24 protein-coding genes are annotated in these 23,655 nt (G+C 74.7%); 9 read left to right on the forward strand and 15 right to left on the reverse strand.

Annotated elements, in window-relative coordinates; genetic code table 11:
- Window positions 1-169: 169 nt before the first annotated feature.
- The 3 genes from CFLA_RS08810 to CFLA_RS08820 all read left to right on the forward strand — a co-directional run bounded on the left by CFLA_RS08810 (window position 170) and on the right by CFLA_RS08820 (window position 2,269).
- The gene (locus CFLA_RS08810) at window positions 170-1,345 is read left to right on the forward strand and encodes a glycosyltransferase (protein WP_013116976.1); all 1,176 of its coding nucleotides are present in this window, start codon (window positions 170-172) and stop codon (window positions 1,343-1,345) included.
- Between the two features lie 97 nt (window positions 1,346-1,442).
- Window positions 1,443-1,979: a hypothetical protein gene (locus CFLA_RS08815; protein WP_013116977.1), complete on the forward strand. Its 537-nt coding sequence runs from the start codon at window positions 1,443-1,445 to the stop codon at window positions 1,977-1,979.
- A gap of 20 nt (window positions 1,980-1,999) precedes the next feature.
- Window positions 2,000-2,269: a DUF6457 domain-containing protein gene (locus CFLA_RS08820; protein WP_013116978.1), complete on the forward strand. Its 270-nt coding sequence runs from the start codon at window positions 2,000-2,002 to the stop codon at window positions 2,267-2,269.
- On the opposite strand, the gene mobA is transcribed toward CFLA_RS08820, so the two are convergent.
- The 5 genes from mobA to CFLA_RS08845 are packed head-to-tail and all read right to left on the reverse strand — an operon-like array spanning window position 2,241 to window position 5,694.
- On the reverse strand, window positions 2,241-2,891 hold the full coding sequence (mobA, locus tag CFLA_RS08825) for a molybdenum cofactor guanylyltransferase (RefSeq protein ID WP_085955065.1): 651 nt from the start codon (window positions 2,889-2,891) through the stop codon (window positions 2,241-2,243). The two genes, CFLA_RS08820 and mobA, sit on opposite strands and share 29 nt — an antisense overlap.
- Window positions 2,892-2,901: 10 nt before the next feature.
- Window positions 2,902-3,654, reverse strand: a complete 753-nt coding sequence (locus CFLA_RS08830; protein ID WP_013116980.1) for an ATP-binding cassette domain-containing protein — start codon at window positions 3,652-3,654, stop codon at window positions 2,902-2,904.
- Complete coding sequence (modB, locus tag CFLA_RS08835) at window positions 3,651-4,487, reverse strand: molybdate ABC transporter permease subunit (RefSeq protein ID WP_013116981.1); 837 nt, start codon at window positions 4,485-4,487, stop codon at window positions 3,651-3,653. Before modB ends, CFLA_RS08830 begins: the two co-directional genes overlap by 4 nt.
- Window positions 4,484-5,296, reverse strand: coding sequence for a molybdate ABC transporter substrate-binding protein (modA, locus tag CFLA_RS08840; RefSeq protein ID WP_013116982.1), 813 nt, complete (start codon window positions 5,294-5,296; stop codon window positions 4,484-4,486). Before modA ends, modB begins: the two co-directional genes overlap by 4 nt.
- On the reverse strand, window positions 5,293-5,694 hold the full coding sequence (locus CFLA_RS08845) for a TOBE domain-containing protein (RefSeq protein WP_013116983.1): 402 nt from the start codon (window positions 5,692-5,694) through the stop codon (window positions 5,293-5,295). The genes modA and CFLA_RS08845 overlap by 4 nt, the downstream gene beginning before the upstream one ends.
- 101 nt (window positions 5,695-5,795) lie before the next feature.
- On the opposite strand from CFLA_RS08845, the gene CFLA_RS08850 reads away from it, so the two are divergent.
- Window positions 5,796-6,251, forward strand: a complete 456-nt coding sequence (locus tag CFLA_RS08850) for a molybdenum cofactor biosynthesis protein MoaE (protein WP_013116984.1) — start codon at window positions 5,796-5,798, stop codon at window positions 6,249-6,251.
- A 4-nt stretch (window positions 6,252-6,255) separates the two neighbouring features.
- On the opposite strand, the gene CFLA_RS08855 is transcribed toward CFLA_RS08850, so the two are convergent.
- Both CFLA_RS08855 and moaA read right to left on the reverse strand, forming a co-directional pair.
- Window positions 6,256-6,540 carry a MoaD/ThiS family protein gene (locus CFLA_RS08855; RefSeq protein ID WP_013116985.1) on the reverse strand — a complete coding sequence of 95 codons (285 nt, stop codon included), beginning with the start codon at window positions 6,538-6,540 and terminating at the stop codon, window positions 6,256-6,258.
- A 2-nt stretch (window positions 6,541-6,542) separates the two neighbouring features.
- Window positions 6,543-7,592, reverse strand: a complete 1,050-nt coding sequence (gene moaA / locus CFLA_RS08860) for a GTP 3',8-cyclase MoaA (protein WP_013116986.1) — start codon at window positions 7,590-7,592, stop codon at window positions 6,543-6,545.
- Between the two features lie 87 nt (window positions 7,593-7,679).
- Between moaA and CFLA_RS08865 the strand changes: the two genes are divergently transcribed.
- From CFLA_RS08865 to CFLA_RS08875, 3 genes are read left to right on the forward strand one after another with little or no spacing between them, the layout of a single operon-like run.
- Window positions 7,680-8,924, forward strand: a complete 1,245-nt coding sequence (locus CFLA_RS08865) for a molybdopterin molybdotransferase MoeA (RefSeq protein WP_052302705.1) — start codon at window positions 7,680-7,682, stop codon at window positions 8,922-8,924.
- The gene (gene moaC / locus CFLA_RS08870) at window positions 8,921-9,400 is read left to right on the forward strand and encodes a cyclic pyranopterin monophosphate synthase MoaC (protein ID WP_013116988.1); all 480 of its coding nucleotides are present in this window, start codon (window positions 8,921-8,923) and stop codon (window positions 9,398-9,400) included. The genes CFLA_RS08865 and moaC overlap by 4 nt, the downstream gene beginning before the upstream one ends.
- Entirely contained in the window at window positions 9,393-9,893 is a 501-nt protein-coding gene (locus CFLA_RS08875; RefSeq protein WP_013116989.1) for a MogA/MoaB family molybdenum cofactor biosynthesis protein, read from the forward strand. Before moaC ends, CFLA_RS08875 begins: the two co-directional genes overlap by 8 nt.
- A gap of 22 nt (window positions 9,894-9,915) precedes the next feature.
- Here CFLA_RS08875 and CFLA_RS08880 read toward each other — a convergent pair whose 3' ends face one another.
- The 8 genes from CFLA_RS08880 to CFLA_RS08915 form a co-directional block, all read right to left on the reverse strand.
- Window positions 9,916-10,257, reverse strand: a complete 342-nt coding sequence (locus CFLA_RS08880) for a cupin domain-containing protein (protein WP_013116990.1) — start codon at window positions 10,255-10,257, stop codon at window positions 9,916-9,918.
- 46 nt (window positions 10,258-10,303) lie between these two features.
- Window positions 10,304-11,059 carry a respiratory nitrate reductase subunit gamma gene (narI, locus tag CFLA_RS08885; protein ID WP_013116991.1) on the reverse strand — a complete coding sequence of 252 codons (756 nt, stop codon included), beginning with the start codon at window positions 11,057-11,059 and terminating at the stop codon, window positions 10,304-10,306.
- Window positions 11,056-11,736 carry a nitrate reductase molybdenum cofactor assembly chaperone gene (gene narJ, locus CFLA_RS08890; RefSeq protein ID WP_013116992.1) on the reverse strand — a complete coding sequence of 227 codons (681 nt, stop codon included), beginning with the start codon at window positions 11,734-11,736 and terminating at the stop codon, window positions 11,056-11,058. The genes narI and narJ overlap by 4 nt, the downstream gene beginning before the upstream one ends.
- Window positions 11,733-13,433 (reverse strand): nitrate reductase subunit beta, encoded by a 1,701-nt coding sequence (gene narH / locus CFLA_RS08895; RefSeq protein ID WP_013116993.1) that lies wholly within the window; start codon window positions 13,431-13,433, stop codon window positions 11,733-11,735. The genes narJ and narH overlap by 4 nt, the downstream gene beginning before the upstream one ends.
- The gene (locus CFLA_RS08900) at window positions 13,433-17,146 is read right to left on the reverse strand and encodes a nitrate reductase subunit alpha (RefSeq protein ID WP_013116994.1); all 3,714 of its coding nucleotides are present in this window, start codon (window positions 17,144-17,146) and stop codon (window positions 13,433-13,435) included. Before CFLA_RS08900 ends, narH begins: the two co-directional genes overlap by 1 nt.
- Window positions 17,147-17,181: 35 nt before the next feature.
- Window positions 17,182-18,486 (reverse strand): MFS transporter, encoded by a 1,305-nt coding sequence (locus CFLA_RS08905; protein ID WP_013116995.1) that lies wholly within the window; start codon window positions 18,484-18,486, stop codon window positions 17,182-17,184.
- Window positions 18,487-18,658: 172 nt separating this feature from the next.
- Window positions 18,659-18,973: a DUF2249 domain-containing protein gene (locus CFLA_RS08910; protein WP_013116996.1), complete on the reverse strand. Its 315-nt coding sequence runs from the start codon at window positions 18,971-18,973 to the stop codon at window positions 18,659-18,661.
- On the reverse strand, window positions 18,970-19,749 hold the full coding sequence (locus tag CFLA_RS08915) for a helix-turn-helix transcriptional regulator (protein ID WP_013116997.1): 780 nt from the start codon (window positions 19,747-19,749) through the stop codon (window positions 18,970-18,972). Before CFLA_RS08915 ends, CFLA_RS08910 begins: the two co-directional genes overlap by 4 nt.
- A 79-nt stretch (window positions 19,750-19,828) precedes the next feature.
- On the opposite strand from CFLA_RS08915, the gene CFLA_RS08920 reads away from it, so the two are divergent.
- Together CFLA_RS08920 and CFLA_RS08925 are read left to right on the forward strand one after the other, a co-directional pair.
- Window positions 19,829-20,977: a hypothetical protein gene (locus CFLA_RS08920; protein ID WP_043598936.1), complete on the forward strand. Its 1,149-nt coding sequence runs from the start codon at window positions 19,829-19,831 to the stop codon at window positions 20,975-20,977.
- Window positions 20,974-23,604: a multicopper oxidase domain-containing protein gene (locus CFLA_RS08925; RefSeq protein WP_013116999.1), complete on the forward strand. Its 2,631-nt coding sequence runs from the start codon at window positions 20,974-20,976 to the stop codon at window positions 23,602-23,604. Before CFLA_RS08920 ends, CFLA_RS08925 begins: the two co-directional genes overlap by 4 nt.
- The last annotated feature ends 51 nt before the right edge of the window (window positions 23,605-23,655 follow it).

Genomic DNA, 23,655 nt, shown 5'->3' on the forward strand with positions numbered 1-23,655 from the left:
TGACAGAGGGCGGGTGACGGCGCACCGGCGGTGGCACGTGTCCGTGGACCGGGTGATTCGAACCGTTTAGGACGTCCGTCGCCTTCGTCTCGTCCGACCCGTCGGCTACCGTGGCAGCACTCCTCGCCAGAGTCGGCGAGGACGACGCAGGAGCGAAGCGAGGCCCGGCATGACCGCAACGCCCGAACCGACGGGGGCGCTCGTCACCGTCATCGTCCCGACGTTCAACGAGGCCCCGAACGTGGCCGAGCTGGTGCGCCGCGTGGGTGCGGCGACGCGCGGCCTCGGGGTCGAGATGCTGTTCGTGGACGACTCGACGGACGACACCGCCGACGTCGTGCGGGCCGTGGCCCCCACGGCTGAGCTGCCCGTACGCGTGATCCACCGTGACGACCCGGTCGGCGGCCTCGGCGGCGCCGTGCTCGAGGGTGTGCGGGCCTCGTCGACGCCGTACTTCCTCGTGATGGACGGTGACCTGCAGCACCCGCCCGAGCTCATCCCGAGCCTCGTCGCGCGGGTCCAGGAGGTCGACGTGGACGTCGTCGTCGCGTCGCGCTACATCGGTGACGGGTCCAGCGCGGGGCTCTCCGGCGCCGTGCGCCAGGCCGTCTCCTCGACGTCGACCGCCGTGACCCGCGCCATGTTCCCCGTCCGGCTGCGTGACTGCTCCGACCCGATGACCGGGTTCTTCGCGGTGCGCAGGGCGGCCGTCGACCTCGACTCGCTGCGCCCGCGCGGCTTCAAGATCCTGCTCGAGATCCTCGCGCGCCACCCCATGCGCGTCGTCGAGGTCCCGTTCGTGTTCGGCTCGCGCTACGCCGGGGAGTCCAAGGCGAACCTCGCCCAGGGCATCCACTTCATGTGGCAGCTCGCCGGCCTGCGGTTCGGTCGCATGTCGCGGTTCGCGATCATCGGCGGCATGGGCGCGGTCGCGAACATCGCGATCGTGTGGCTGCTGACGAGGTTGGGGGCGCCCTGGCTCCTCGCCGCGATCGTCGCCGCCGAGCTCACCATCGTCGGGAACTTCCTGCTGCAGGAGCGCTTCGTCTTCCGGGACCTCCGTCACGAGGGCAAGGGTGTCTGGGCGAGGTTCGGGCAGTCCTTCACGTTCAACAACGTGGAGACGCTCGTCCGCATGCCGGTCATGGCGCTGCTCGTCGAGACGATGCACGTCGCCGCCGTCCTGGCCACGGCCATCACGATCGCGATCGCGTTCGTCGTCCGGTTCACGTTCCACTCGCGGATCGTCTACCGCCCGCGCCAGTCGAGCGTGCGGGCCCACCTCGTCGCGCGAGAGGCGGACAACGCCGAGCCACCGCCCCTGCCGCGCGCGGAGACCGTCTGACGTCCGACCTCCCCGCCCGTGCACGGGCGTGCTCCCGAGGTGCGACCGCGCGCCCGGCACGTCAGGATCGCGGTGACGCCGACACCGGGAGGCCGCCGTGGCGCAGCACGCTGACGAGCTCGACCTGACGCTCGTGCGGACGTACATCAACGACCACATCACCGGTGCGAGCGCGGTCGCCCAGCGCGTCGAGCGGATGAGCCGCAACCCCGACGCCGGGGACGACGCCCCCGCCCTCGCACGCCTGGCGGGCGAGCTGCGCGAGGAGCGCCGCGTCCACGAGGCCACCGCCCGCGACCTCGGGCTCACGCTGTCGCGATGGAAGCACCTGGGCGCCGCGCTGGCCGAGCGGGTCGCGCGGCTCAAGCCCAACGGACGTGTCCTGCACCGCTCGCCGCTCTCGCTCGTGCTCGAGCTGGAGATCCTGCGCTCCGGCCTGGAGGGCAAGCGGCTGGGGTGGACGACCCTGCGCGAGCACGCCGACGCCCTCGGGCTGGACGCCGCGCGGCTCGACGCGCTCGTCGAGCGCTCGCGCACCCAGGCCGACCTGGTCGAGCAGATCTCGGCGCGCCACCGGGGGTCGGCGTTCGCCGCGCGGGACGAGGTGACGCGCGGCGCCGGGCCCGCGGCCTAGTCTCGGGGCCGGAGGTGGCGATGGACGCGCTGCAGGAGTGGACGGGGCTGGTCGCGCCGGCGCTCGGGGTGGACCCGGGCCTGGTGGGCGCCACGCAGGACGACGTGCTCGACATGGTGCGTGACGTGGCGCACGGCGTGCTGCGCCCGGCGGCACCCCTCACGGCGTACGTCGTGGGCCTCGCCGCCGGCCGGGCGGGTGCCGAGGGCGGCGACGTCGCGGCGGCCGTGCGGGACGCGCTCGCGCAGGTCGAGGCCCTGCTCAGCGCGCGGGGCCCTGCGGGGGGCTGAGCGGCAGGGTGGGCCGGTCCGCGGTCCGGGGTCGTCGGGCCGGGTCCTGCCGTGCCAGCCGACGGGCCGTCTCCAGGTCGGCCGCGTCGTCCACGTCGAGCGCGGTGCCCGGCGCGACGGGGACGGTCACGGTGCGCAGCCCGCGCACCAGGTCGCGCACGGGCCGTCCGTGCGTGTCGCCGACGAGACGCTCGCGCACGGCCGCCAGGCGGTAGGCGGCGAGCAGCGGCTGCGGCCGTCCGTCCGGCCCGGCGCCTAGGGCGGCGTCGACGTCCGGCCCGAGCGCCGTGCGCAACGACGCCACGGCCGTGCCCGCGAACGGCTGGTCACCGGCGACGAGGACGACCACCCGCGCGTCCGGGTGCTCCGAGAGTCCCGTCGCGACACCCGCGGCCGTGGCGGCGAGCGGCCCGCCCAGCGGCGGGTCCTCACGCGTCCAGAGCACGTCGCGGCCGACGTCCTGGCGCGGCCCGACGACGACGAGCGGCAGACCGGCGAGGTCGTCGAGGAGCCGGACGAGCACGGGGCGCCCGCCGACGTCGAGCGCCGTCTTGTCGACGCCGCCCAGGCGCCGGGACGTGCCGCCGGCGAGCACGACGACGAACGCGGGTGCGAGGGCCACGACGGCCACGCTACGTCGCGCCGGGCGACGCCGGGTCCGTGGGCGGCGGCCGAGCCCCCACGACGCGCGCGACCTCGGGTGTCGCCGGCGCCGACACGAGCTCGGCCGCCCGACCGCGCTGCGCCACGCGTCCGTCGAGCAGGACGACGAGCTCGTCGGCGAGGTCGAGGGCGTCGCGCACGTCGTGCGTCACCAGCACCGCCGGCAGGCCGCGCGCGACGCGCCGACGGACGACCTCGCGCACGAGCGGTCGCGTGGCGGGGTCGAGGGCGCCGAACGGCTCGTCGAGCAGCAGCGCCCGGGGGCGCGCCGCGAGCGCACGAGCGACCGCGACGCGCTGCGCCTGGCCGCCCGAGAGCCTCTCGGCGTGCGTACGTGCGTGCTCGCCGAGGTCGAGCTCGGCGAGCAGGGAGTCGGCCACGGCGCGTGCGTCGCGGGCCCGCACGCCCTGCGCCCGAGGGCCGAACGCGACGTTCTCGCGCGCCGACAGGTGCCCGAACAGCGCGCCGTCCTGCAGGCAGACGCCCAGCCCGCGCTCGCGCGGAGGCAGGTGCACGCCACGCGCCGCGTCGGCGAGCGACCGTTCGTCGAGCGTGATGTGGCCGGCCGTGAGCGCGACCGCCCCGGCGAGCGACTCGACGAGCGTCGTCTTGCCGCTGCCGTTGGGCCCCATGACGGCGAGCACGGCTCCTGCCGGGACGTGCAGCGCGACGTCGAGCGTGAACTGCCCGCGCGTCACCTGCAGGTGCGCGTCGAGCGTCACGACGCGACCCGCCGGCTGCGAGCGGCGCGTGCACCGGGCAGGCCGGCGACCCAGCGTCCGCGCAGTGCCACGAGCACGACCACGGACAGCGCGAGCAGCACCACCGACATCGCCACGGCCTGCTCGGGCGCGGTGTCCATCGCGAGCGACACCGCGAGCGGCACGGTGCGCGTGGTCCCGGGGAAGCTGCCCGCGAAGGTCACGGTCGCGCCGAACTCGCCGAGCGCCCGCGTGAAGCACAGCGCCGCGCCGGCCGCGACGCCCGGCGCGACGGCGGGCAGCGTCACGCGGCGCAGCACGTACGCGGGCGATGCGCCCAGGGTCTGCGCGGCCAGGGCGCGACGTCGGTCGGCGCCGCGCAGCGCGCCCTCGACGGCCAGCACGAGGAACGGCATCGCGACGAACACCTGCGCGAGCACGACGGCGGCGGACGTGAAAGGCACGGTGACGCCGAACCACGCCTCGAGCCGCGCGCCCACCAGGCCGCGCCGCCCCAGCAGCAGGAGCAGCGCGACGCCCCCGACGACGGGCGGCAGCACGAGCGGCACGGTGACCAGGGACCGCAGCAGGCCCGTGCCGCGCAGGCCGTCGTGGGCGAGCACCCAGGCCAGCGGCACCCCGAGGACGAGGCACAGGGCGGTCGCGCACGCCGCCGTCCCGAGCGACAGGCGCAGCGCCTGCACGACGGCGGGATCGGCCACGAGGTCCACGAGCCGCTCCCACGGTGTCGCCGCCAGCAGCGCGACGAGCGGCAGGACGAGCACCGCGACGCCGGCCGCCGCGACCGCGCCGAGCAGCGCGGTCCCGACGGTCACGCGCGGGCGGGCGGTCATGGCAGGTCGAAGCCGGAGTCGGCGAGCAGCGCGCGCCCGTCCGGGCCGGTGAGCAGCGCGACGAACGCCGCGGCGGCCGCGGGGTGCGGCGCGTCGGGCAGGACGAGTGCCGGGTAGTCGGTGGTCGCCTGGACGTGGGCCGGAAGGTCGAGGCCCTCGACGAGCCCGTCCGCGGCGAGCACGTCCGTGCGGTAGACGAGCCCGGCGTCCGCCTCGTCGAGCCGCAGCCGCGTGAGCACGGCGCGCGCGTCCGGCTCGAGGGTGTCGGGCGCGGGGGTGACGCCCGCGCGGGCGAGCACGGTGGCGGCGACGGCGCCGCAGGGCACCTCGGGCGCACACAGCGCCACGGTGAGCGCGGGGTCGGCGAGGTCCGCGAGCGACGTGACGTCGCCAGGGTTGCCCGCGGGCACGGCGAGCTGCAGCCGGTTGGCGGCGACGACGACGGCCGTGCCCCCGAGCGCGTCGGTGACCCGCGCGATCGTGGCGGGGCTCGCGGTCACGAGCACGTCGGCGGGCGCGCCGCCGAGCACCTGGGCGGCCAGGGCGGGGCTCGCGCCGAAGCCGGTCTCGACGGTCAGGCGCGGGTGCTCCTGCTCGAGGGCTGTCGCCAGGTCGGTGACGACGTCCGTGAGGGACGCGGCCGCGAGGACGACGAGGGTGCCCTCGAGCGGCGACCCGGGGCCCGTGGGCGCAGGTGCGCCGCGTGCGTCGGTGGCGGCGCCGCAGCCGCCGAGAGCGAGGGCGCCTGCGAGGCACCCGACGAGCGCGGCGAGGCGGGCCCGGGCGGTACCCGTCGCGCGTGGCGTCACGCGTGCTCCACGTGCTCGACGGCGACGTCGGTCGCCTTCACCGACGCGACGGCGACGACGCCGGGCTCGAGGCCGAGCTCGTCGGCCGCCTCGCGGCTCACGAGGGACACGATCCGGTACGGCCCGGCCTGCATCTCGACCTGCGCCATGACTGTGTCGCGCACGACGCGAGTGACGATGCCGCGCAGCCGGTTGCGCGTCGAGCGGTGCGCGCCGCCCGGTGCGGGTTCGGTGCTGAGCTCCTGCGCGAGGCCGGCGAGGGAGACGCCGTCGACCTCGTGGTACCGGCCGGACGTGTCCCGCGCCGCGGCCAGCCGTCCCTGCTCGATCCAGCGACGCACGGTGTCGTCGCTGACGCCCAGCAGGGCCGCCGCCTCGGGCACGCGGTAGGTGGGCACGCGTCGATCGTAGCGACAGGGCCGCAGATTCGGCGAAGAAGAGCCGATCCAGCCGCACCTGCGGTCGAGAGCGCGCTCGTCCCGACCTCTAGGCTGGCACCGTGACGACCGACGACTCGCGACTGCACGCCCCGGCCCGGCGGGTCGCCGCCGCTCACGTCACCACCGACCCCGTCGACGTCGACGCGCTCGCGCGCGCGGTCGCGGACGACGCCGCCGGCGCGGTCGTCACCTTCGCGGGCGTCGTGCGGGACCACGACCGCGGCCGGGCTGTGACGGCGCTCGAGTATGTCGCCCACCCCGACGCGTCGGACGTCGTCGCGCGCGTCGTCGCGGACGTCGTCGCGGCGCACCCCGTCGACGCGGTCGCCTGCGTCCACCGCGTCGGCGCGCTGGCCGTGGGGGACTGCGCGCTCGGCGTCGCGGTCGCGGCCGCCCACCGGCACGAGGCGTTCGCGGTCGCGGCGCTGCTCGTCGACGCCGTCAAGGAGCACCTGCCCGTGTGGAAGCGCCAGGACCTGGCCGCCGGCGGCCACGAGTGGGTCAACAGCGCCTGACCGGTCAGCCCCCGGCGAAGGGCGGCAGCACGTCGACACGACCGGGCTCGCCCAGCGCCGCCGTACGGTCGCGGTGCAGCACGCCGTCGACGAGGAGCGCGCAGCGCGCCGCGACGTCGGCCAGCCCGGCACCGTGCCGCGCGCCGAGTGCGTCGAGCAGCTCGCCCACCGTGGTGCCGGGAACCAGATGCACCTGCTCGGTGTCGCACCCCGCGGCCTCGGCCGCGGCCGCGAAGTAGCGGACCTCGACGGTCACCGCACCCGCCGTCGTCCCGTCCGTCGTCGTCACCCTCACCCTCCGATCGCGCTCATCGTCCGTGCCGGCTGCAGGAACGCCGGGTCGTCGATCCCGTGCCCGGCGGCCTTGCCCCACATCGCCGTGCGCCACGCGCCCGCGATCGCAGCGTCGTCCGCCCCGGCGCGCAGCAGTCCGCGCAGGTCGTCCTCCTCGCGCGCGAACAGGCACGAGCGCACCTGCCCGTCCGCCGTCAGACGTGTACGGTCGCACGCGCCGCAGAACGGGCGTGTGACCGAGCCGATGACGCCGACCGTCGCACCGGGGTACCCGCGCACGTGCCACGTCTCGGCCGGCGCGGCACCGCGCGCCCCGTCCGGCTCGGCCTCGAGGTCGAACGCGGCGGCGAGCGCGTCGAGGATCTCGCGGGCCGTCACCAGGTCGTCACGCTTCCAGGACCCGTGCGGCCCGAGCGGCATCTGCTCGATGAACCGCAGGTGGTAGCCGTGCGTGAGCGACCACCGCAGCAGCGGTACGGCCTCGTCGTCGTTGACGCCGCGCACGAGCACGGCGTTCACCTTCACGGGCGCGAGGCCCGTGGCCGACGCGGCCGCCAGCCCGGCGAGCACGTCGGCGAGCCGGTCACGCCGAGTGATCGTTGCGAAGCGCACGGGGTCCAGGGAGTCGAGCGACACGTTCACGCGGTCCAGCCCCGCCTCGGCCAACGACCGTGCGCGCTTGTCGAGCCCCAGGCCGTTGGTCGTCAGCGACGTGCGCACGTGCGCGCCGTCGGCGGTGCGCAGCGCGTGCGTCCCCGCCACGATGCTCTCCAGGCCCCGGCGCAGGAGCGGCTCACCGCCGGTGAACCGGACCTCGCGGATGCCGAGGTGCTCGACGCCGATCCGCACCAGGCGCACCACCTCGGCGTCGGTCAGCACGGTGTCGTCGGGCGCCCAGGGCAGGCCCTCGGCGGGCATGCAGTACGTGCAGCGCAGGTTGCAGCGGTCCGTCAAGGACACTCGCAGGTCGGTCGCGACCCGGCCGTACCGGTCGACCAGACCCCCCTCGCGCGGCGCCCCGGCGCCCGCGGCGCTCACGGCTGCCATCCCGCGATGATACGGACGTGCGGCGCCGGCCCCGCGCACCGCCCGCGGCTGCGTCCACCACCGTGGGGGCAGCAGTAGGTTGGGCGCATGGTCGACGCCCCCGCCGGAGGAGTACTGCCCGTGCGCACCGTCCGGTCGGTCGACGAGCACGTCGCCGCCGTCATCGCGCTGGGCGGCCCGCTGCCCGCCGAACGCGTCGTGCTCGCCGCGGCCGCCGGGCGCGCGCTGGCCGCGGACGTGCGCAGCACGGTCGACCTGCCGCCGTGGGACAGCTCGGCGATGGACGGGTACGCCGTGCGCGTCGCCGACCTGGGGCCCGGGGCCGTGCTCGACGTGGTCGACGACGTGCCGGCGGGTGACACGCGCGCGGTCGAGGTGCCCGCCGGGGCGGTGGTCCGTGTCATGACCGGCGCGCCCGTGCCGGCCGGTGCCGACGCGGTGCTGCCCGTCGAGCTCACCGACGGTGGCACCGTGCGCGTCCGCGTGGACGACGTGGTCGCCGGGGGCGCGAACGTCCGGCGCCGCGGCGAGGACGTGCGCGCGGGCGACGTCGTGCTGCACGCGGGCGACGTCGTCGGCGCCGGGGCGGTCGGCCTGCTCGCGGCCACGGGGCACCCGGACGTCGAGGTGCACCGACGTCCGCGCGTCGCGGTGCTGTCGACCGGCTCGGAGCTCGTCGCACCCGGCGACCGGCTGCGCCACGGGCAGATCCACGAGTCCAACGGCCCGCAGCTCGCTGCCGCGGCCGAGGCAGCGGGCGCCGACGTGGTGGCCGTCGAGGTCGTGCGCGACGACGTCGACGGCGTACGGGCCGCACTGCACGCGCTCGCCGCGCGCGCGGACGTCGTCGTCACCACCGGCGGTGTGTCCGTGGGTGCGTACGACGTCGTCCGCGACGCGCTGCTCGCCGAGGGCGACGGGTACCTCGTGCACGTGCGCATGCAGCCGGGCAAGCCGCAGGCCGTCGGCGTGCTCGCCGACGGCACCCCCGTGCTCGGGCTGCCCGGCAACCCCGTGAGCTCGTTCGTGTCCTTCGAGATGTTCGTGCGCCCGCTGCTGCGCCGCATGCTCGGGGCTCGCCACGTGCACCGACGCAGGCTCACCGCCACGCTCGCGGACGACCTGCGCTCGCCCGCGGGGCGACGCCAGCTGCTGCGGGCGCGCCTGGACTGGTCGACCGGGACGCCCGTCGCCGCCACCGTCGGGGGACCCGGCTCGCACCTGCTCGGTGCGCTCGCGCGGGCCGTCGCGCTCGTCGACGTCCCCGAGGACGTCACGCACGTGGCCGCGGGCTCGCCCGTGGCCGTCATCGACCTGAGGGAGCACTGGTGACCCAGCACGACCGCCTCACCCACGTCGATGCGCAGGGCGCGGCCCGCATGGTCGACGTCGCCGACAAGGACGTCACCGTGCGCAGCGCCCGCGCGTCGGGCCGGTGCGTCACCACGCCCGAGGTCGTCGCGCTGCTGCGCGGTGAGGGTGTGCCGAAGGGCGACGCGCTCGCGGTCGCGCGCATCGCCGGCATCCAGGCGGCCAAGCGCACGCCCGACCTCGTGCCACTGTGCCACCCGATCGCGATCCACGGCGTGACGGTCGACCTCGAGGTCGTCGACGACGGCGTGACCATCGAGGCGCGCGTGCGGACGGCCGACCGCACGGGTGTCGAGATGGAGGCGCTCACCTGCGTGGCGGCTGCCGGTCTCACGCTCGTCGACATGGTCAAGGCCGTCGACCGCGGCGCACACCTCACCGACCTGCGGGTCGAGGAGAAGAGCGGCGGGCGCAGCGGGACGTGGACGCGTGGCTGAGGTCGCCGACGGCGCTCCGACCCCGTCCGCGGTCGTCGTGACGGCCTCCGACCGTGCGGCGGCCGGGCAGTACGACGACGTCTCGGGTGCGCTGCTCGTCGAGGGTCTGCGCGCGTTCGGGCTGCGCGTCCCCGATCCGGTCGTCGTGCCCGACGGCATGCCGGTCGAGCGCGCGCTGCGCGCCGCCGTCGCCGACGGGGCGGCGCTGGTCGTCACGACGGGCGGCACCGGCCTGGGCCCGCGGGACCTCACGCCCGAGGCGACGCTCGCCGTCGTCGACCGCGTCGTCCCCGGGATCGCCGAGGCGCTGCGCGCCGACGCGGTGCGCCGCGGCGTGACCGCCGGCGTGCTCTCCCGAGGTGTCGCCGGTGTCGCCGGGCGCACGCTCGTCGTCAACGTCGCGGGCTCGACGGGCGCGGTACGCGACGCGCTCGAGGTGCTCGCGGACGTGGTGCCGCACGCGTTGGCGCAGCTCGCGGGCGGCGACCACTGAGCGTCGCGCCTGCGGGGCCCGTTCACCGGTGCGGGCGCGTCTCCACGCCCGTGACCGTGGTGAGCAGCACGACGCTGTCCTCGAGCGCGACCACCGCGTGCCGCTCGTGCGTCAGCTCCCACAGCTCGCCCGCGGCGACCTCCTGCTGCACCTCGTCGCCCACCTCGACGCGCACGTGACCGCGCAGCGCCTGCAGGCTCGCGGCGGGCGGTGACGAGTGCTCGCCGAGCCGCGCGCCGGCGACCAGCGCGAGCACGGTCTGGCGCAGCTCGCCGTCGTGCACGACGAGCTGGGCGCTGCGGCCGTGCGGGTCGGCGCGTGCGGACGTCAGCAGGTCCTCGGCCAGGGCGTGGAGGTCAGGCATGGCAACGATCCTCGCAGGGGTCGGTGGCGGTCGCGTGTCGGGGGACTCACAGCCGGGGCCGCGCGCCCGGGCGCTCGACCCCCTCCCAGCCGGGCCGCACGGCGCGCGACCCGCTGCCCGCCGCGTCGCGCGAGCGGTAGACGATGTACGGGCGGAACAGGTACCCGACGGGTGCCGAGAACACGTGCACGAGCCGCGTGAACGGCCAGATCGCGAACAGCAGCGTCGCGGACAGCACGTGCACCTGGAACATCGCCGGCACGCCGGACATGAGCTCGGGCTGCGGCTGGAAGGTCAGCAGGCTGCGCACCCACGGCGAGATGCTGCCGCGGTAGTCGTACGCGTCGCCGAGGACCTGGTACTGCACGGTGGCGAGGGTGCCGAACCCGAGCGTGGCCGCGAGCACGACGTACATGAGCTTGTCCGAGCGTGTGGTGGCCAGGAACACCGGGCCGACCATGCGCCGGCGGTAGACCAGGATCGCCAGCCCCGCGAGCGTGAGCGCGGCGGCCGCGGTGCCCATCCACGTCGCGCCCAGGTGGTACGCGTGCTCGTCGACGCCGACCGCCTCGAGCCACGTCCGGGGGATCAGCAGCCCGACGACGTGCCCGGCGATCACCAGGAGGATGCCCAGGTGGAACATCGGCGAGCCCCAGCGCAGCAGCCGGTTCTCGTAGACCTGCGACGAGCGGGTCGTCCAGCCGAACTGGTCGTAGCGGTAGCGCCAGACGTGGCCCACGACGAACACGGCCGCCGCCGCGTAGGGCAGCGCGACCCACAGCAGGGTGTCGGTGGGGCTCATGCCGGGACCTCCGTGGGCCGGGTCGTCGGGAAGGGCAGCAGCGGGCGGTCGAGCCCGACGGTCTCCTGCGGCGGGCCCTGTGCGAGCAGCGCGGCGAACCGCTCGGCGGTGCCCGCGTCCACGGCGGGCAGCGTGAGGCACACGGCGTCGAGCAGGTGCGCGTACGGCGTGCCGTACCCGTGCAGCGCCGAGCGCAGCACCTCCAGGCCGTCGCGGTGGCTCGCGAGCAGCAGGTCCGGGACGGGACCGCGGTCGCGTGCCGACAGCTCGAGGACCCCGGGCAGGTGGTCCGGCAGCTCGTCGTCGCGCGGCGTCCAGCCGCACGCGCGGAACGCCTCGACGAACCGCACGAGCGCCATGCCGCGCCGTCGGGTGTCGCCCGCCGCGTAGTACGTGAGGTACAGCGCGCAGCGGCGTCGCAGGTCGAACGTCTGCACGTAGTGCGCCTGCCGGTCGACGAGGTCCCACGGCTCGACCGCGTCGACGTGCCGCAGGAGCGCGTCACGCACCTGCGGCGGGAGCGTCGGTGCGGCCTGCCGCACGGCCGCGAGACGTGCCCCGTGCTCGGCACCGGGGTGGTCGAGCAGCAGCGCGACCGCCATGTGCGCGGTGGCGCGCTGCTCGCCGTCGACCGGCACGGGGGTGAGGAACGGCAGCGCCGGTGTGCGCGGGCTCATCGCTCGACCTCGCTCGGGCCGTCGGGTCCCTGGCCGTAGCCCGGTTCGTCGGGGGCGGGCGGGAAGAGCCCCGCCGGGGCGCCGTTGCCGTCCCAGTTGAGCAGGTTGACGCGTTCGGGCGTGGCGTCGCCCGCAGGTGCCTGGTCCGCGAGCTGCCGGTGGCGCAGCGCGTGGAAGGTCTCGGTGGACGCCCGCATGGGACGACCGCTCGACGAGCCGAACGGCCCGGCGCCGCCCATGCCCGGGCCGCCCTCGGTCTCCAGCGAGCACCCGGTGGCGAGCTCCTCGAGGTCGCGCGCCGACTCGGCGTGGGCGGCGGGGATGACGTACCGGTCCTCGTACTTCGCGATCGCGAGCAGGCGGTACATCGCCTCCATCTCCTCGGCGTCCAGTCCGACGGACGCAGCGATGCGGGGGTCCTGCTCGACCCCGAGGTTGACGTTGCGCATGTGTGCGCGCATCGCGGCCAGCCGCTGCAGCACGTCCTGCACCGGGCCCACGTCGCCGGCGGTGAACAACCCGGCGAGGTACTCGATCGGGATCCGCAGCCGGTCGATCGCCGCGAACAGCGTCGGCGCGTCCTCGGCGTCCGCGCCGGTGCCGGCGACCACGTCGACGACCGGAGACAGCGGCGGGATGTACCAGACCATCGGCATCGTCCGGTACTCCGGGTGCAGGGGCAGCGCCACCTGGTACTCGCTGATGAGCTTCCACACCGGCGAGCGCTGCGCGGCCTCGATCCAGTCGTCCGGAATGCCGGCGGCACGGGCGCCCGCGACCACCTCGGGGTCGTCGGGGTCGAGGAAGACGGCCCGCTGGGAGTCGAGGAGGTCGTGCTCGTCCTCGACCGACGCGGCCGCCAGGACTTTCTCCTCGTCGTAGAGCACGAGGCCGAGGTACCGCAGCCGTCCGACGCACGTCTCCGAGCAGACCGTGGGCAGCCCCACCTCGAGACGCGGGTAGCACAGCGTGCACTTCTCGGCCTTGCCGGTCTTGTGGTTGAAGTAGACCTTCTTGTACGGGCACCCGGTGACGCACATGCGCCAGCCGCGGCACTTGTCCTGGTCGACCAGGACAATGCCGTCCTCGACCCGCTTGTACATCGCGCCCGACGGGCACGACGCCACGCAGGACGGGTTGAGGCAGTGCTCACAGATGCGCGGCAGGTAGAACATGAACGTCTGCTCGAACTCCGCGGCGACCTGGTGGCTCATCGTCGCCAGGATCGGGTCGTCCGCCATGGTCTCGCCCGCGCCGCCGAGGTTGTCGTCCCAGTTGGCCGACCACCTGATCTGCATGTCGTCACCCGTGAGCAGCGACTTGGGCCGCGCCACGGGCGTGTGCTCACCCTGCGGTGACGACAGCAGCACGTCGTAGTCGTAGGTCCACGGCTCGTAGTAGTCGTGGATCTCCGGCAGCGTCGGGTTGGAGAAGATGCGCGCGAGCTTGCTGAACCGGCCGCCGGCGCGCAGCTTGAGGCGGCCGCGGCGGGTGCGGACCCAGCCGCCGCGCCACCGGTCCTGGTCCTCGTAGGTGCGCGGGTACCCGATGCCGGGCCGGGTCTCGACGTTGTTGAACCACACGTACTCGACGCCGGTGCGGTTGGTCCACGCCTGCTTGCAGGTCACCGAGCACGTGTGGCACCCGATGCACTTGTCGAGGTTCATGACCATCGCCATCTGGGCCATCACACGCATCAGTACTGCACCTCCTGCGAACGTCGGCGGATGGTCGTGACCTCGTCGCGCTGGTTGCCCGTGGGGCCCAGGTAGTTGAAGGCGAACGACAGCTGCGCGTACCCGCCGACCAGGTGGCTGGGCTTGAGCAGCACCCGCGTGAGGGAGTTGTGGATGCCGCCGCGCAGGCCCGAGGTCTCCGAGCGGGGCACGTCCACCGTGCGGTCCTTCGCGTGGTACATGTACACCGTCCCGGCGGGCATGCGGTGCGAGACGATCGCGCGGGCGACGACGACGCCGTTGCGGTTGTACGCCTCGACCCAGTCGTTGTCCTTGACGTCGATCGCGGCGGCGTCCTGCGGGGACATCCAGATGGTCGGCCCGCCCCGCGACAGCGACAGCATGAAGAGGTTGTCCTGGTACTCCGAGTGGATCGACCACTTCGAGTGCGGCGTCAGGTAGCGGACCGTCACGGCCGCATTGCCGCCCGCGGGCTCGGCCGCCCCGAGCTGGGAGTCGCCGAACAGCCGGTGCAGGTCCAGCGGCGGCCGGTACACGGGCAGGGACTCGCCCAGCTCTGTCATCCAGTCGTGGTCGAGGTAGAAGTGCTGGCGGCCGGTCAGCGTGTGCCAGGGCTTGTGGTGCTCGACGTTGATCGTGAACGCGGAGTACCGGCGCCCGCCGTGCTCCGAGCCGGACCACTCGGGCGACGTGATGACCGGGACGGGACGTGCCTGCACGTCGGCGAACCGGATGCGCTCGCCCTCGTGGTCCCGGGCGAGCTCGGCGAGCGTCGTGCCCGTGCGCGCCTCGACGTGCTCGAACCCCTGCACCGCGAGCCGACCGTTGGTCGTCCCCGACAGGGCGAGGATCGCCTCGCAGACGTGGCGTGCGTCCGTCAGCCGCGGGCGCCCGGCGGCGGGCCCCGAGGGCACCGTGCCGTTCGTGCGGGCGAGCGCGGCGACCTCCTGGTCGGGGAGGAACGACACGCCCTTGGTGACCATGCCGGCGGTGGCCGTCAGCGGTCCGAGAGCGGCCCAGCGGTCGCCGATCGTCGTGTAGTCCCGTTCGACCACGACCAGCTTGGGCATCGTGACCCCGGGACGCAGGTCCGACTCCGGGACCGTGCCGTGCGGCGTCGCGAGCTCGTCCGGCGTGTCGTGCAGGAGGGGCACGGCGACGACGTCCTGGCGCACCCCCAGGCGCTCACCGCCGATGCGCTGCACCTCGGCGGCGAGCGTCGCGTAGATGTCGAAGTCGGTGCGCGTCTGCCACGGCGGGTTGATCGCCGGGTTGAACGAGTGGACGAAGGGGTGCATGTCGGTGGTCGACAGGTCGTGCTTCTCGTACCAGGTGGCTGCCGGCAGCACGACGTCGGAGAACAGCGTCGTGGACGTCATGCGGAAGTCGCTCGTCACCAGCAGGTCGAGCTTGCCGCGCGGCGCCTCGTCGTGCCACGTCATCGTCGCCGGACGGCGGTCCGGTCCGGCCTCGTCAGCGCGCACGGCCGAGTCGGTGCCGAGCAGGTGCCGCAGGAAGTACTCGTTGCCCTTGCCGGACGAGCCGAGGATGTTGGCGCGCCACACGTTGAGCACGCGCGGGAAGTTGCGGGGGTCGTCGGGGTCCTGGCACGCCCAGCCCAGGCGACCGGCGCGCAGCTCGTCGACGACGTGCTGCGCGGGCTCGACACCGGCCGCGGCGGCCTCGTCGGCGAGGTCCAGCGGGTTGCGGTCGAACGTCGGATAGCTCGGCATCCAGCCGCGCTGCGCGGACTCGACCAGGCAGTCGGCGGTCGTCCGGCCCGCGAAGATGCCTGTCGCCAGCGGGCTCGCCAGCTCGTCGGCCGGCAGGCCGTCGTACCGCCACTGGTCGGTGGCCAGGTACCAGAAGGCCGTCCCGATCATCTGCCGTGGCGGACGCGCCCAGTCCAGGCCGAACGCGTACTGCGCCCACCCGGTGACGGGGCGGCACTTCTCCTGGCCCACGTAGTGCGCCCAGCCGCCGCCGTTCACGCCCTGGCAGCCGGTCATGTGCACCAGCGCGAGGAACGTGCGGTAGATCGTGTCGGAGTGGAACCAGTGGTTGGTCCCCGCGCCCATGAGGATCATCGAGCGCCCGCCGGACGCCTCGGCGTTGGCGGCGAACTCGCGTCCGATGCGCGCCGCCGACGAGGCGGGGACCGACGTGATCTCCTCCTGCCAGGCCGGCGTGCCCGGGCTCGACGCGTCGTCGTAGCCGGTCGGCCACGTGCCGGGCAGGCCGTCGCGCCCGACGCCGTACTGCGCGAGCAGCAGGTCGAAGACCGTCGTCACGAGGTGCTCGCCCACACGGTGCACGGGGACGCCGCGGCGCACGACGCCCGCACCCCCCGCGTGCTCCTGGCCCGCCTGCGGCGCGACGTCGAACCGCGGCAGGTCGATCGCGACCGCCGCGCCGTCCCACGAGCCGAGGTCGGCGACCGACAGCTGCGGCTCGACGTCCCCGAGCAGCAGGTTCCACGTCCCGGCCTTCGCGGGGTCGAACCGGTGCCCCAGCGACCCGTTGGGGATCGTCGGTGTGCCGTCGGCGTCGAGGACGACGGTCTGGAAGGCGCCGTCGCGGTCGGCCGTGGGGTCGGGGAGTTGGTCGCCGGTGAGGAACTTGTCCGGCACGTACGCGTCGCCGCGCGCCTGCAGCCGCACGAGGTGCGGCGCGTCGGTGAAGCGTCGCAGGTAGTCGACGAACCGCGGCGTGCGCCGCTCGACGAGGAACTCGCGTAGCACGACGTGGCCCATCGCCATCGCCAGCGCGCCGTCGGTGCCCGGGTGCGGCGCCAGCCACTCGTCGGCGAACTTCGTGTTGTCCGCGTAGTCGGGGCTGACGGTCACGACCTTCTGCCCGCGGTAGCGCGCCTCCGTCATGAAGTGCGCGTCGGGCGTGCGGGTCACCGGGACGTTGGAGCCCCACATCACGAGGTAGGACGCGTTCCACCAGTCCGCCGACTCGGGGACGTCCGTCTGGTCGCCGAAGACCTGGGGCGAAGCGACCGGCAGGTCGGCGTACCAGTCGTAGAACGACAGCATCGTGCCGCCGAGCATCGAGACGAACCGCGCGCCCGCGCCGTGCGACACCATCGACATCGCGGGGATGGGGGAGAACCCCGCGACGCGGTCGGGCCCGTACTCCTCGATCGTGTGCACGTGCGCCGCGGCGACGATCTCGGCGGCCTCGTCCCACGTGGCGCGCACCAGACCACCCTTGCCACGCGCCTTCTTGTAGGGCGCGTCGGGGTCGGCGGTCACCGCCCTCCAGGCGTCCACGGGGTCGCCGCCCGTACGGGCCTTGGCCTCCCGGTAGGCGCGCAGCAGCGCACCGCGCACGTACGGGTAGCGGATGCGTGTGGGCGAGTACGTGTACCAGGAGAACGCGGCGCCCCGGGGGCAGCCGCGCGGCTCGTACTCGGGGGAGTCCGCACCGACCGACGGGTAGTCGGTCTGCTGCGTCTCCCACGTGATGATGCCGTCCTTGACGTACACCTTCCACGAGCACGAGCCCGTGCAGTTCACGCCGTGGGTCGAGCGCACGACCTTGTCGTGGCTCCACCTGTCCCGGTAGAAGGCGTCGCCCTGGCGTCCGCCCTCCAGGAACACGGACCGCAGGTCGTCGGACACCTCGCCGGGCCGCAGCCGTGAGCCGAGCCGGACGAGCGCGTCGGCGGGTCCGCCGGTGGAGGGACGGGGGTCGGTCGTCGTCATCGCATCTCCCGGGTGGTCGGGTGACTACAGGGTCGTCAGCTGGGGCGCGGCGCCCCGGGGCGGGCGTAGTACACCCACGTCAGGCCGGTGCACAGCGCGAAGTACGCGGCCGCCCCGACGAAGAAGGCCACGGGTGCCCACACGGACAGGGCCATGCCGACGAGGAACGGCCCGAACGCGGCGACCGCGGACGTGAAGCCGATGACGCCACCGGCCTGGCGCCGCGGGAAGATCATCGGCATCTGCTTGAAGGTCCCCGCGTTGCCGATGCCGGCGAAGGTGAACACCGCGAGCATCGCGACGAGGAACCAGGTGAACTGCCCGACGTCGGAGGGCGTGAGGAAGATCGTCGCGACGACCGTCGACGCCGTCATGCCGATGCCGGCGACGAACGTCCACACCGCCCCGCCGTACCTGTCGCACAGCGGCCCCCACGCGGCACGCGTGATCGATCCGAGCAGCGGCCCGAGGAACGCGTAGCGCAGCGGGTCGGGCGCGTTCTCGAACCCGCCGTAGACCTGGTTGATGAGCAGGCCGAGCTGGGCGGCGAAGCCCGAGAAGGCGCCGAACGTCATGGTGTAGACGGCCGTCATCACCCACGTGTGCTTCTCGCGGAAGATGTCGAGCTGCTGGCGGAAGTTCGCCTGCACGGGCACGCGTCGCAGGAACGCCGCGGACAGGAAGATGCCGAGCCCGACCCAGGGGATGAGCACGAGTGCCGCGTTGTGCAGCCAGATGTGCCCGCCCTCGACCGTCTGCTGCGGTGTCAGCGCCGTGGTGCCCAGCAGGCCGAAGCCGACGACCCAGGGCACCAGGAACTGGATGAGGCTCACGCCGAAGTTGCCGATCCCCGCCTGCAGGCCCAGTGCCGTGCCGGACATGCGGCGCGGGAAGAAGTAGCTCGTCGAGGGCATGAAGCCCGCGAACGCGCCGCCGCCGATCCCGGTCGCGAACGCCAGCACGAGGAGCGTGGCGTAGGGCGTGGAGGCGTCCCGCACGGCCATCGTCCAGCCGACCATCGGCAGCAGCAGGAGCGTCGCGGAGCCGCCCACGAGCGTCTTCGTGCCGACCACGGGGGGCAGGAACATGAAGACGAGCCGCATGAGCCCGCCGGCGAGCCCGGGCAGCGCCACGAGCCAGTAGAGCTGGCCGGTGGTGAGGTCGAACCCGACGAGGTTGAGCCGTGGTGCGATCGCGCTGACGAGGTACCACACCGCGAACGCGAGGGTGAGGTTGTACGTCGTGATCCACAGCGTGCGCCAGGCGAGGCGCTCGTCCCAGGTCGCCTCGTCCTCGGGGTCCCAGTTGGACAGGTCCGCGGCGAGCGTGGCGTTCGTCATCGAAGGCCTTTCGTAGCGAGGGGCCGGGCGACCTACGCCGTCCACTATGTCGAAACCCGTGGACCACGGCCATCGGACGCACCGTGAAAAATCGGATCGCGTCGACAGGGCTGCGACCTGCACCGACGGGGACGGGCGTCCGGTTCGGCGTGCCGGACGCCCGTCGGCGAGGTCAGTCGACGGTGCGTCGCGTGATCCGCACGTGCCAGGCGTCAGGTCCCTCGACGAGGTACTCGACGTCGACGGGTGCGCGCTCGGCGAGCTGCGCGAGCAGGGGTCGAGGCGCGTGCGGCGCCACGATCACGAGCGATCCGCCGGGCGCGATCGCGTCGAACGCGCCGAAGACCGTGGCGTGCCGGATCGCGTGCGGGATCGTGCGCACGTCGAGCACCGGATCGGCGTCGTCGTGGCCGCCGCAGCCGCACGCGTGCCCGGCGGGCTCGGCGGGCTGCGGTGCGGTCGGAAGGATCTCGACGGGCTGGTTCATGGTTCTCCCTGGGTGGTCGCACGCCGGTCGGTGTGCGGGGTGGGTGGGGTCGTGGGGTGCGCGGCGGCGGGGCGGGCGCCCGGGGCGTCGACGCCCGACAGGTGCAGCTCGCAGCGGCGCGGGCCGGCGAACGGGACGAGACGCTCGGCACGCACCGGTCCGCCGACCTGCTCGAGGACGCCGCGTGCGAGACCGAGGTGCACGCTGCACACGACCTCGGGGCGCTGACGCGCGAGGTCGAGGAACGGGCACCGCCACAGGTCGAAGGTGGCGCGCTCGCGGTCGAGCACCGGGTCGAAGCCGAGCTGGTCGAGGTGCGCCTCCAGCGCGACGAGCTGGTCGAGCGACCCCGCGGGCCGGGGGAGGTCGTCGACCATCGCACGGCCCGCTGCGCGCGCGGACGCCGCGACGTCGCCGACGTCGGCGCCGTAGCCCTGCAGGAGCAGGCTGGTCAGCCGGGCGCGGGCGACCGACTCGGCCAGCTGCCGTGCGGCCCCGGGGTCGCGGCGCACGTCGTCGTGCGAGACCGCCCGGTAGACGGTCCGTGGCCGGCCTCGCGTGGTGCGGTGCTCGCGCTCGCGCACGACGTACCGCGCGTCGACGAGACGCTCGAGGTGCTCGCGGACGGTGTTCTCGTGCAGACCGGTGCGCGCGGCGAGCGCGGCGGTCGTCGACGGCCCGTCGTCCTGCAGCGCATGGAGCAGGTCGACGCGGCTCGCGGACGCCATGACGCGGGCGGCCGGCGTGCGCCGGGTGTCGCGGTCGTCGTCGTCCATGGGACCTCCTGGGCTGCACGGGTCGTGGTCGGGACCCAGGTCCCGGGCCCGTCCGGACGTCATTAAATACCGTCGTGCCGTGGAAAAGACCGGGACCAGGGTCCCGCGGCACGTGGTGCTGCTCGTCCCCGCAGGGATCGCGATGCTCGCCGGCCTCGATGCGGCGCTGCTGCTGCTGGGACTACCCGCACCCGTGCGGCTCGACCGCTGGGCGCAGGTGCACGGACCCCTCATGGTCCTCGGGTTCGTCGGCACGCTCGTGGTGCTCGAGCGTGCTGTCGCCGTGCGTCGCCGCGCGGCCCTCGCCGCACCGGCGGCCCTCGGCCTCGGGGGCCTGGCGCTGCTGACGCCGCTGCCGCTCGTCGTCGGGCAGGCGGCACTCGTCGTCGGTGCGCTCGGCCTCGGTGCCGTCTACGTCGCGGTGTGGCGGCGCCAGCCCGCCACCGCGCTCGCGGTGCAGACGCTCGGCGCCGCGCACGGCGTCGCGGCGGCCGTCCTGTGGCTCGCGGGTACGGCCGTCCCGCACCTCGTGCCGTGCCTCGCGGGCTTCCTCGTCCTGACGATCGCGGGGGAGCGGCTCGAGCTGCTGCGCGTCGGCGGGCACGGGGAGCACGTCGAGGACACCGTGTGGGCGCTCGCGTGCGGCTGGGCGCTCGCCGCGACGCTCGCGCTGCTGTGGCCGGCCGTCGGCTGGCACCTGCTCGGCGCCGTCCTCGTGTCGCTCGTGGTGGTGCTCGTGCGCCACGACGTGGCGCGACGTACCGTGCGGGCGACGGGCCTGCCACGGTTCATGGCGTGCGCGATGCTCGCGGGGTACGCGTGGCTCGCGGCAGCCGGCGCCGTGTGGCTCGTCGCCGGTCCCGTGCTCGCGGGGCGCGCGTACGACGCCGTGCTGCACGCCGTGTTCCTCGGGTTCGTGCTGTCGATGGTCATGGCGCACGCACCGGTCATCCTGCCGGCCGTGCTGCGCCGCCCCCTGCCGTACCGGCCGCTGATGTACGTGCCCCTCGCGCTGCTCCACGTCACGCTCGCGGTCCGGGTGCTGGTCGGCGACGTGCGCGGGCTCGACGTCGTCGTGCAGGCGGGAGGTGTCGGCAACGTCGCCGCGCTGCTGCTGTTCGTGCTCGTCGCGGCGGGATCGGCGCTGCGCGGACCCGCGCCCCGCCCACGCACCGAACGCCGTCCCGTGCCGGACGCCGCGGCGCTCGAGGTCGGAGCCGTCCGGTGAGCCGCGCCGCGCACCACCTGCGGGCCAACGGGCTCGTCCTCGGGTGGCTCGTCGTCGCCGCGGTCGTCGCGGTCGTGCACCGCTGGCTGCCCGAGGCCGGGTGGCTGCTCGTGCACGTGGCGCTGCTCGGTGCGGTGACCACCGCGATCCTCGTGTGGAGCCAGCACTTCGCCGACACGCTGCTGCGGCACCCCGCCCCGCGGCGCGCGCTGGCCGTGCGCCTCGCGCTGCACACGCTCGGCACGCTGGGCGTCCTGGCAGGGCGGCTGGGTGGGTGGCCCGTGGTCGTCGTCGCCGGAGGGGCACTCGTCGCCGGTGTCGGACTCGCGCAGGCCGTCGGTATCGTCCGGCAGCGCCGCGGTGCCCTGCCGTCGCGGTTCGGGCACCTCGTCCGCGCCTACGTCGCCGCCGGTCTGCTGCTCGCACCCGGCGTCGCGTGCGGCGTCGTGATGGCCACCGCGTCACCCGATCCGGAGCCGTACGCGCAGTGGTACGTCGCGCACGTGGCACTCACGCTCGTCGGCTGGGTCGGTGTCACCGTCGTCGGCACGCTCGTGGTGCTGTGGCCGACGATCCTGCACGCGCGCATCGACGAGGTCGCCGAGCGGTCCGCCGGTCGTTCGCTCGTGCTCCTCGTCGTCGGCACCCTCGTCGCGGCCGTCGGCCCGGCGACCGGCCGGCGCGCCGTCACGGTCGCCGGGCTGCTCGTCGTGCTCGCCGGCATCGGGCTCGTCGCGCGCGTCGTCGTACGGCAGGGGCGCACCGCACCGCCCGTGACGTTCGCCGCGCTGGCCGTCGGCGCCGCGCTCGTCTGGTGGGGTGTGTCCGTGGTCGGGTTCGCGGTGGTCGTGGCGACGGCCGGCTCCTGGTCGCAGGCCGTCCCGCGCCTGTCCGGGCTCGTCCCCGCGACCGTCGCCGGGTTCGCCGCACAGGTCCTCGTCGGGGCGCTGTCGTACCTGCTGCCCGTCGTGCTGGGCGGTGGACCCGCCGTCTCGCGCACCGTGGCCGCCGAGCTCGACCGCTGCGCCGTCGTACGGGCCGTCCTCCTCAACGGCGGGCTCGTCCTCTTCGTCCTGCCGACCCCGAGCCTCGTGCGCGTCCTCGGCTCGATGCTCGCGCTCGGCGTCGCGGGGTGGTTCCTCGTGCTCGTCGTGCGGGCCGTCCGCGTCGCGGGACGCGACCCCGGGGACCGGGCCCCCGCACCCGTCGTGCCCGCGCGGGCGGCCGCGCCCGACCCCGTCGCGTCGGCCCTGGTGCGTGCCCGCCGCCGGGGGGCCGGCAGCCTCGCCGCCGGCGTGCTGCTCGTCGTCACGGCCGTCGCGCTCGCGGGCGACCCCACCGCGGCGGGCCTCACGCAGGTGACCGCGGCCGGCGCCGACACCGGTGCGGCCGCCGCGACCGGTCGCACCACGACCGTCATCGTCGAGGCGCACGACATGCGGTTCGTCCCGGACCGCATCGAGGTGCCCGCGGGCGACCGGCTCGTCCTCGAGGTCGTCAACGTCGACGACACGGTGCACGACCTGGTCCTCGACGGCGGGGCGACGTCCGGGCGGCTCGCGCCGGGCGCCCGCGCCACCGTCGACGTCGGCGTCGTCGGCGGTGCGCTCGCCGGGTGGTGCTCGGTCGCCGGCCACCGGCTCATGGGCATGACGCTCGACGTCGTCGTCACGGGCGCCGCCCCCGGTGCCGCCGCACCGGAGGACCACGCCCACCACGCCGCCGCCGGAAGCCCGGCGGCAGCCGACCTGCTCGAGCTCATGGCGGCCCCGGACGACGCGTTCGTGGCCCACGACCCGTCCCTGCCGTCGGTCGGCGCCGGCACCACCCACCACGTGCGGCTCGAGGTCACCGAGCTGGTCCAGGAGGTCGCCCCGGGAGTGACGCGCACCGCATGGACCTTCGGCGGGACCGCACCCGGACCCGTCCTGCACGGGAGGGTCGGCGACACGTTCGTCGTCACGCTCGTCAACGACGGCACCCTGGGGCACTCGATCGACTTCCACGCCGGGGCGCTCGCCCCCGACGACGTCATGCGGACCATCGAGCCCGGCGAGACGCTCACCTACACGTTCACGGCGACGCGCAGCGGCATCTGGATGTACCACTGCTCGACCATGCCGATGAGCCTGCACATCGCGAACGGCATGTTCGGCGCGGTCGTCATCGACCCGCCCGGCCTGCCGCCCGTCGACCACGAGTACGTGCTGGTGCAGTCCGAGCTCTACCTGGGCGCGCAGGGCGGCCTTGCCGACGAGGACGCGCTCATGGCGCAGACCCCCACGCTCGTGACCTTCAACGGGTACGCGCACCAGTACCGTGACCGCCCCCTGCAGGCCCGGACGGGCGAGCGCGTGCGCGTCTGGGTGCTCGACGCCGGCCCGAACCAGCCCTCGTCGTTCCACGTCGTCGGCGGGCAGTTCGACACCGTGTACCGCGAGGGCGACTGGACCCTGCGCGACGGGGGCTCGACGGGTACCGGGGGAGCGCAGGTGCTCGCGCTGCAGCCCGCCGAGGGCGGGTTCGTCGAGCTGACGTTCCCCGAGGCCGGCACGTACCCGTTCGTCACGCACGTCATGGGCGACGCCGAGCGCGGGGCGTCGGGACGGTTCGTCGTCGGCGACTGAGGCACCCGCGGCACCGCGCCGCGCGGACGATCCTTCCTCACACCCCGGCAC

It is taken from the genome of Cellulomonas flavigena DSM 20109 (genome assembly GCF_000092865.1).
Lineage (GTDB): Bacteria > Actinomycetota > Actinomycetes > Actinomycetales > Cellulomonadaceae > Cellulomonas > Cellulomonas flavigena.

Bases quoted from the DNA above. Each gene is read 5' to 3' on its own strand.
- narI (WP_013116991.1), bottom strand. From the start codon at position 11,059: ATGAGCCCCACCGACACCCTGCTGTGGGTCGCGCTGCCCTACGCGGCG.
- CFLA_RS08865 (WP_052302705.1), top strand. From the start codon at position 7,680: ATGGTCGACGCCCCCGCCGGAGGAGTACTGCCCGTGCGCACCGTCCGG.
- CFLA_RS08820 (WP_013116978.1), top strand. From the start codon at position 2,000: ATGGACGCGCTGCAGGAGTGGACGGGGCTGGTCGCGCCGGCGCTCGGG.
- modB (WP_013116981.1), bottom strand. From the start codon at position 4,487: ATGACCGCCCGCCCGCGCGTGACCGTCGGGACCGCGCTGCTCGGCGCG.
- CFLA_RS08915 (WP_013116997.1), bottom strand. From the start codon at position 19,749: ATGGACGACGACGACCGCGACACCCGGCGCACGCCGGCCGCCCGCGTC.
- narH (WP_013116993.1), bottom strand. From the start codon at position 13,433: ATGCGTGTGATGGCCCAGATGGCGATGGTCATGAACCTCGACAAGTGC.
- CFLA_RS08880 (WP_013116990.1), bottom strand. From the start codon at position 10,257: ATGCCTGACCTCCACGCCCTGGCCGAGGACCTGCTGACGTCCGCACGC.
- CFLA_RS08810 (WP_013116976.1), top strand. From the start codon at position 170: ATGACCGCAACGCCCGAACCGACGGGGGCGCTCGTCACCGTCATCGTC.
- moaA (WP_013116986.1), bottom strand. From the start codon at position 7,592: ATGGCAGCCGTGAGCGCCGCGGGCGCCGGGGCGCCGCGCGAGGGGGGT.
- CFLA_RS08900 (WP_013116994.1), bottom strand. From the start codon at position 17,146: ATGACGACGACCGACCCCCGTCCCTCCACCGGCGGACCCGCCGACGCG.
- CFLA_RS08910 (WP_013116996.1), bottom strand. From the start codon at position 18,973: ATGAACCAGCCCGTCGAGATCCTTCCGACCGCACCGCAGCCCGCCGAG.
- narJ (WP_013116992.1), bottom strand. From the start codon at position 11,736: ATGAGCCCGCGCACACCGGCGCTGCCGTTCCTCACCCCCGTGCCGGTC.
- CFLA_RS08905 (WP_013116995.1), bottom strand. From the start codon at position 18,486: ATGACGAACGCCACGCTCGCCGCGGACCTGTCCAACTGGGACCCCGAG.